At 70.4% G+C, this 3289-nt stretch carries 2 protein-coding genes; both read left to right on the top strand.

What is annotated here, in order from left to right:
* The coding region (locus tag WBA11_RS16075) for an amidohydrolase (RefSeq protein WP_424521669.1) at positions 1 to 1102 on the top strand (1102 nt) is incomplete at its 5' end.
* A 737-nt stretch (positions 1103 to 1839) separates the two neighbouring features.
* The coding region (locus WBA11_RS16070; RefSeq protein ID WP_424521668.1) for a winged helix-turn-helix domain-containing protein at positions 1840 to 3289 on the top strand (1450 nt) is incomplete at its 3' end.

Below are 3289 nucleotides of genomic sequence, written 5' to 3'. Positions count from 1 at the left end.
GGCGGACATGGAGGGCGGGGCCGTTATCCGCGACGCGCAGGGCCGACCAACGGGCGTGTTCGTCGACGCCGCCGAGGGGTTGATCGCGAGCGCCATCCCGGCACCCGACGCCACCTTCTACGCCGAGGCCTTGGAGCGCGCCCTCGCTGAAACGGCACGGTCTGGCCTGACCGGCGTTCACGAGGCCGGCATCCCACTCAGCGCCCTGGCCCTCTACCGCCAGTTCGCCGCGACCGGCCGGATGGGCATCCGCAACTACGCCATGGTCACGCCCGGTGAGATCGCCGCGTTCTGCGAGACCTACCCCGACGGCATCGAGGACGAGCGCTTGGTCGTCCGGTCCGTCAAGGTCTACGCCGACGGCGCGCTCGGTAGTCGCGGGGCCGCGCTCCTGGACGACTACGACGACGACCACGGCAACCACGGGCTCTTGTTCCTCCAACCGGCCGCCCTCGAGGGGACCGTCCGGGCCGCGATGGATTGCGGCCTCCAAGTCAACACCCACGCCATCGGCGACCGCGCCAACCGCGTCGTCCTCGACGCCTACGAAACGGCCATCGATGCGACGGGCGGCGGTCCGGGCCGCCACCGGATCGAGCACTCGCAGATCCTGTCGCTCGAAGACATCCAGCGCTTCGCCGACCTCGAGGTCATCGCCTCGGTCCAGCCGACGCACGCGACGAGCGACATGCCGTGGGCCGGCGACCGCCTCGGTGACGACCGCTTGGAGGGAGCCTACGCGTGGCGCCGCCTGCTCGACTCCGGCGCCCGGCTCGCGCTCGGCAGCGACTTTCCCGTCGAGCGCGTCTCGCCGATGCTCGGCTTCCACGCCTCCGTCACGCGCCAAGACGCCGAGGGCACGCCGGCCGGCGGCTGGTACGGCAACCAGGTCCTGACTCGCGCTGAGGCCCTGCGCGGGTTCACTCTCGACGCCGCCTACGCCGGGTTCATGGAGGACGAGGTCGGCAGCATCGAGGTCGGCAAGCGCGCGGACTTCGTGGTGCTGTCGCAGGACCTGATGCGGGTCCCTGCGGAGTCGATCCTCTTCACAGAGGTGGTCGCGACCTACCTCGACGGCCAAGCGATCTACCGCGCCGAGTAGCGGGAGGGCGTGGAGGTACACGTTCTCGAGGTCGTGCGATCGCTGCCGACCTCGAGGTCGCTCGACTCGAACACCTCTTGCAACGTCCTCTACTCCGGTGGGAGAGCCCGGTAAGGAGTTGCCCGCGCTGGGTCGATCTCGAAGACGAAGGGCACGAGCGGAAGAGCCGGCCTCGAGGTCGCGAGCGTCACTGCACGGATCCCCGCGTGCGCGAGGATGACCAGGGGTTGGAAGGTGGGACCGACCTCGAAGTCGGATCCACTACGAGGGCCGCCCTCGAGGGCGCGGCGTCACTGATCACACGCCCCCAAACGAAAACGCCCCGCACCGACGGGGACGTCGGTGCGGGGCGGGGCCGGGAGGCCCGGACGGCCGGCTGTGGTGGGGATGGGCACCGGCCTCGGACGTGGGGTGGCTCACAAAACCCCGTGTCCGTTGTCCTCTCGTTTTGATCACGTCGGGGGATGCCCTCTGCGAACAGTCCCAAGGTGCGGCCTCCAAGGCTCGAAAGCGTGGGGAAGCGGTACGGGAGCCCTGAGGGTTTCCTGAGGACCGGTTCATTTGCGACCTCGAGGTGGCATTCTGGCCAACAATTGCGGTATCGAGGCCGGTCCGGGAGTTCGATGCGTTATCCTCCCGTATCCGTCGGCGGCAGGCGCACGATGGGACGGAGTCGCTGCGTTGGGCTCCTCTCATAGCTCGTCGCCACGGTCCCCCTGGCTCCACCTCGATCTCCAATGACTCCGGCACCGACGGCCGACCAGCCGACCGTGACTGCCCCGTTCCGCGTGGGCGAATGGCTCGCCGAGCCGATGGCGAACCGAGTCACGCAGGGCGAAGACGTCCGGCGCATGGAGCCCAAGGTCATGGAGGTGCTCGCCGCGATGGCCGCGCGGCCGGGCGAGACCGTCACCAAAGACGAGTTCATGGCCGAGGTCTGGACCGGGACCATCGTCACCGACGACGTGCTCGCCCGCTGCATCTCCGAGCTCCGAAAAGCCCTCGGCGACAAGGCCCGGAGTCCCCGCTACGTCGAGACCATCCGCAAGCGTGGCTACCGCCTGATCGCGCCCGTCGAGTACGACGTCGACGTGGCCGCTCCGACGATGACGCCGGCGCCCGTTGACGTGGGCGCTCCGATCACCGGCCTCGATGTCCGCCGTCCCGTTCTTCCCAAGAGGACGCGGCCCGCTGCACTCGGGTGGGGACTGGTCGCCGCCGCCGTTGTCGCCATCGGCGCTGGCGTGGCGTACCGGGCCGGCACCGAGGGCGTCCGCCCGCTCTCGGCCCAGCCCGTCACCAGTTCGCCCGGCGACGAGCGGGACCCGGACTTGTCTCCCAATGGCGAGCGGATCGCGTTCGCGTGGGACGGCGGAGACACGACCTCGAGGCAGTTCGACATCTACGTCCAGGCGTCGGAGGGCGGCACGCCGCTCCGCTTGACGAACCACCCCGCGAACGACCGGAGCCCGGCGTGGAGCCCTGAGGGGGACCGCGTCGCCTTCGTCCGCTGCGGGGAAGGGGGCGACTGCAGCGTCCACGCGATCAACGCCGACGGCGGGACGGAGCAGACCTTGGTTCCGGCGTCGGACTTCTCCATCGAGACGCTGGTCTGGAGCCCCGACGGTCAGCAACTCGCGTTTTCGGCCCGTCGAGGTCGCCAGGGCGCGTACAGCCTGCACCTGCTGCCGCTCGACGGCTCGGCTCCCCAGCGCCTGACGTCGCCCGCGGCGACCTACCCCGGCGACCTCGATCCGGCGTACTCGCCCGACGGGACGCGCCTGGCGTTCGTGCGCACCGCCCTCGATGGCCGTCAGGACGTGGCCGTGGTAACGGTCAACGGAGGCCGGGTGCGGCGACTGGCCCGAGAGCAGAAGGGGATCACCGGCTTGGATTGGACTTCCGACGGCGAGTCCGTGGTGTACGCGGCCAACCGCGAGGGCGCAGCGGGCCTGTGGCGCGTCGCCCTCGACGGCGGCGATCCCCGCTGGGTGGCGCTCGGCACCGACGGGGGAGAGGTCGCTGGCCCGTCGGTCGGTCGGTTGGGGGGCGTCGCGTTCGCTCGCCAGCTTATCCGGTCCCAACTCGTCGAGGTCGAGGCTCGGGAGGACGAGATCTCCCCGGCCGTCCCCGTCTTCCCGTCGACGCGTGACGACCGGCAGCCGGACGTGTCGCCTGACGGTGACC

Origin of the sequence: Rubrivirga sp., from assembly GCF_049648075.1 — a bacterium.
Lineage (GTDB): Bacteria > Bacteroidota > Rhodothermia > Rhodothermales > Rubricoccaceae > Rubrivirga.
This window is presented reverse-complemented; position numbering and strand designations above follow the sequence as displayed.